Annotated in this window: 1 protein-coding gene; it reads left to right on the top strand. The window is 44.1% G+C overall.

The window, feature by feature from the left end:
- Nucleotides 1-478, top strand: a 478-nt coding sequence (locus CWS31_RS17685; RefSeq protein ID WP_211355872.1) for a hypothetical protein, incomplete at both ends; no start/stop codon positions are given.

Here is a 478-nt window from a genome sequence, read left to right as displayed (position 1 = left end):
TTGCAAGGTGGTAGCGGCGATGATGACTTTACGCTTGTCACACGTGGTCAAATTAGTGGCACAATTGATGGTGGAACGGGTGCAGAAACAAATGGCGATACATTAATTATAACGGCAGCTTCACAAACGGTGAATATTACCGATGCAAGTAATATAGAAGAATATATCGCTTCAGGCGCTGATAGTACTTTTGAGGTGAGCACTGGTGATAACGCGTGGAATATTACTGACAACGGTGATGGTACGGTTGCAGGGGTTAGTTTCACCAATTTTGCTAACTTGCAAGGTGGTAGCGGCGATGATGACTTTACGCTTGTCACACGTGGTCAAATTAGCGGTACAATTGATGGTGGTACGGGCGCCGAAACGAATGGCGATACATTAACCATTTCCGCAGATTCACAAACGGTGAATATTACCGACGCGAGTAATATAGAAGAATATATCGCTTCAGGAGTTGATAGTACTTTTGAGGTGA

The sequence above is a fragment of the Colwellia echini genome (assembly GCF_002843355.2).
Classification (GTDB): domain Bacteria; phylum Pseudomonadota; class Gammaproteobacteria; order Enterobacterales; family Alteromonadaceae; genus Colwellia; species Colwellia echini.
This window is presented reverse-complemented; position numbering and strand designations above follow the sequence as displayed.